The following is a 3,961-nucleotide window of genomic DNA, read 5'->3' on the forward strand; positions in this document are numbered from 1 at the left end:
TCAAAGATCCTGAGATAAAATTGAGTTGCATTGTGGAACAGGATAAAACAATGATCCTGGTTTCGGATAATGGCAAAGGCATTGAGGAAAAGATCATGAGTCAAATTTTTATTCCATTTTATACTACCAAAAAGAATGGTTCTGGTATTGGATTGAGTCTGTCAAAAAACATACTTAAAAAGCACGGGGGTAATTTGCTCGTCAGCTCAGAAGTCGGTTTGTACACTACTTTTACATTGCTGTTTAAGCACTAATTTTCTGCCCCGATTCAAAGTTAAAGTTTTGATAAAATTCAGGTGAAGGCTTTTTTGACTTGGATGAATCTATAAATTTGTAAGTATACACTTGCAAAAAATGAAATATATACTCCTCTCTTTAACTCTTTTTATTTTAATGTCTTGTCAAAAAAAAGAGACGAAAAATGACCTTTCAAAAGTCAATGCCAATGAAGTAATTGAGGTGTATAATTTTGAAGAATTAGAACTTTTTTTACAATCAAGTCGGAATCAAACCACCGTTGTTAATTTTTGGGCTACCTGGTGTAAGCCATGTATTAAAGAGCTTCCATATTTTGAAAATCTTGGAGAGAAATATAAGGGAGAGGTCAAAATTGTTTTGGTGAGTCTTGATTTCCCAAACAAACTTGAAAGTCAATTGATTCCCTTTGTTTCTGAAAAGAAATTACAGTCTGAAGTAGTGCTGTTGGATGACCCATACGAAAATGAATGGATTCCAAAAGTGGATACCACCTGGTCCGGAGCATTGCCTGCCACGCTTATCTTTAAAGGTGAAAAGAAACAATTCTTTGAAAAGTCCTTTACCCAGGAGGAGCTTGAAAACGAGATTCTGAAAATTAAAAACCTATAGTATTATGAAAAACAAACACTATTTTTTCCTGTTATGTGCCATCGCATTATCCACAATTTTTTCTGTTTTTGCTTTTTCCGGAACAGATATCGGCATATCTAAGATTATACTGAGTTATCAAATTGGTGATAAGGCAGAAGATTTTAAACTTAAAAATGTAGATGGCAAAATGGTATCTCTTGCGGATTTTGAAGAAGCCAATGGCTTTATAGTAATATTTACCTGTAATACCTGTCCTGTTTCTGTTGCCAATGAAGATAGAATCATAGAATTGAATAAGAAATACAAGGGAAAGGGATATCCTGTAATTGCCATCAATCCAAATAATCCTGCTATTTCAAGTGGTGATAGCTATGAGTTAATGAAAGTAAGAGCCAAAGAAAAAGGCTTTGAGTTCCCTTATTTATTCGATGATGGTCAAAAGGTATATCCAGCCTATGGCGCCAGTAAAACACCACATGTATATGTTTTGAACAAAGAGAAGAATGATTTGATCGTTCGCTATATCGGATCAATTGATGATAGCGCAAGAAATGAAGGATCAGTGAAAACCAAGTTTGTAGAAAATGCAGTGAATGAACTTATCAAAGGGGTGCCTGTACAACTTCCGAGCACCAAAGCGATTGGCTGTTCCATTAAAAAATAAAGGATGTAAACTAAAAGTGCCCATTATGATGGGCACTTTTTTTATATATTCAAGTCATTTAAAACAGCTGCTTCAACCAAATTAGGTAAAGTAACTTTTAAATTTGGGGATCTGTCCATCTCCCGTTTAATGGCAAATAAGGCTTCTTTGTTTCTAGCCCAGCTTCTTCGGGCAATACCGTTATTTACATCATAGAATAGCATAGATTTTAATTGGTCTTCTGCTGTTTTAGAACCATCTAGCACCAATCCAAAGCCACCATTGCTAACTTCGCCCCATCCGACGCCGCCACCGTTATGAATGGATACCCAGGTAGCACCTCTAAAACTATCACCTATTACATTATGAATGGACATATCGGCAGTAAATTGACTCCCGTCATTGATATTACTTGTTTCCCGGTAGGGAGAATCTGTTCCACTTACATCATGATGATCACGTCCCAGGACAATTGGGGCAGAAATTTCACCTTTTTTAATGGCCTCATTAAATGCCAAGGCAATTTTCGCACGACCTTCGGCATCAGCGTATAATATTCGGGCCTGTGATCCTACAACCAATTTATTTTGTTTCGCATTCTTAATCCAGACAATATTGTCATTCATTTGAAGTTGAATTTCTTCAGGAGCTGTTTTTTGGATTTCAGTTAGAACATCCATTGCGATTTGATCGGAGGTGTCCAGATCTGTTGGTTTTCCCGAAGTACAGACCCATCTGAAAGGTCCGAAACCATAATCGAAACACATAGGGCCAAGAATATCCTGAACATAGGTAGGATATTTGAACTGACCAGGCGTGCTACCCATAACATCGGCACCAGCCCGAGACGATTCCAGTAGAAAGGCATTGCCATAATCAAAGAAATACGTTCCTTTTTTGGCATGATTATTAATTGATTTTGCCTGTCTGCGCAATGATTCCTGTACTTTGTCTTTAAAGAGATCAGGATTGTTACGAATCATATCATTGGCTTGTTCAAAACTAAGTCCTGCAGGATAATACCCACCAGACCAGGGATTGTGTAAAGAGGTTTGATCTGAGCCCACATGAACAAATATATTTTCCTGATCAAACCGTTCCCAAACATCAACAATATTCCCATGAAATGCGATAGAAAGAATTTCTTTATTTTCCTGAGCACCTCTTGTTCTTTGAACAAGTTCATCCATATCTTGGATCAATTCACTGGCCCATCCCTGTTCATGCCTTTTTCGCGCAGCGTTTTCATTTACTTCTGCACAAATAGTGATACATCCTGTGATATCTCCAGCTTTAGGCTGCGCGCCACTCATACCGCCTAATCCAGAAGTCAAAAATATTTTTCCTTCAGTACTTTCACCTTTAGCAAGTATTTTTCTAAAAGCGTTCATTAAGGTAATGGTAGTTCCATGTACAATTCCCTGAGGCCCGATATACATAAAGGAACCTGCAGTCATTTGACCATATTGTGTCACTCCCAGCGCATTGTATTTTTCAAGATCATCAGGTTTTGAATAATTAGGAACCATCATTCCGTTAGTTACAATCACACGTGGCGCTCCTTTGCTGGAAGGGAACAGTCCCATGGGATGCCCAGAATACATATGAAGCGTCTGCTCATCTGTCATTTCAGACAAATATTTCATGGTAAGTAAATATTGCGCCCAGTTTTGGAAAACAGCGCCGTTTCCTCCGTAGGTAATTAATTCTTCAGGATGCTGTGCAACAGCAGGATCAAGATTGTTCTGAATCATTAACATAATAGCGGCCGCTTTGCTACTTTTAGCAGGGTATGCGTCCACGGGTCGGGCGACCATTGTATAGCCGGGTTTGAAGCGGTACATATAAATTCTTCCCAAGGTGTTTAATTCTTCCAGAAATTCCTTGGCAAGTTCCCTGTGCCAGTCTTTTGGGAAATAGCGCAGGGCATTTTGAATGGCAAGCATTTTTTCATCCTTATTGAGAATATCTTTTCTTTTTGGTGCTTGATTCACTCCTTTAGGATAGTTTCTCTTTTCAGGCATAACAGAAGGAATACCTTGTTGGATCTGTTGCCGAAAATCTGATTTTTTCTCTGTATGTATCATCTTCAATAGATTAATAGGATTCGAATAAATCATCATACTCACTGTATGACTTGTTATGGAAAGCGGCGGTTGAGAGTAGCTCTCTTTCTTTGATCAATTGTATGGCTTTTTTAATGTCGAGTGAAAAAATCCGATCCTCCTGAGCAAAGTCAATTCTTTCTCTGATATGATCGTGCACATCATCCAGAACTTCACTTGATTTTAAGGGTTTTCTAAAGTCGAGGGCCTGTGCCGCACAGAGCAGTTCAATGGCCAGGATTTTTTCCAAATTATCTATGACACGTAAGGCTTTTCTCCCACCAATGGAACCCATACTTACGTGATCCTCTTGTCCGAGGGAAGTAGGAATACTATCTGCACTTGAAGGGAAACACAAGCCTTT

At 38.4% G+C, this 3,961-nt stretch carries 5 protein-coding genes; 3 read left to right on the forward strand and 2 right to left on the reverse strand.

All coding sequences use genetic code 11. The annotated features are described in order from the left end of the window. The 3 genes from ACR2MV_RS07955 to ACR2MV_RS07965 all read left to right on the forward strand — a co-directional run. Positions 1-254: ATP-binding protein (locus ACR2MV_RS07955; protein WP_434021378.1), on the forward strand; the 254-nt coding region annotated here is incomplete at its 5' end. Between the two features lie 100 nt (positions 255-354). Continuing rightward, positions 355-867, forward strand: coding sequence for a TlpA family protein disulfide reductase (locus ACR2MV_RS07960; protein WP_434021379.1), 513 nt, complete (start codon positions 355-357; stop codon positions 865-867). Positions 868-871: 4 nt separating this feature from the next. After that, positions 872-1,513, forward strand: a complete 642-nt coding sequence (locus ACR2MV_RS07965) for a thioredoxin family protein (RefSeq protein ID WP_434021380.1) — start codon at positions 872-874, stop codon at positions 1,511-1,513. Positions 1,514-1,554: 41 nt separating this feature from the next. Here the strand turns inward: ACR2MV_RS07965 and ACR2MV_RS07970 are convergent, their stop codons facing one another. After that, positions 1,555-3,579, reverse strand: a complete 2,025-nt coding sequence (locus ACR2MV_RS07970) for a urocanate hydratase (RefSeq protein WP_434021381.1) — start codon at positions 3,577-3,579, stop codon at positions 1,555-1,557. Between the two features lie 10 nt (positions 3,580-3,589). After that, positions 3,590-3,961, reverse strand: a 372-nt coding sequence (locus ACR2MV_RS07975; RefSeq protein ID WP_434021382.1) for an aromatic amino acid lyase, incomplete at its 5' end; no start/stop codon positions are given.

This window comes from Lutimonas sp., from assembly GCF_051011215.1.
Taxonomy (GTDB): Bacteria; Bacteroidota; Bacteroidia; order Flavobacteriales; family Flavobacteriaceae; genus Lutimonas.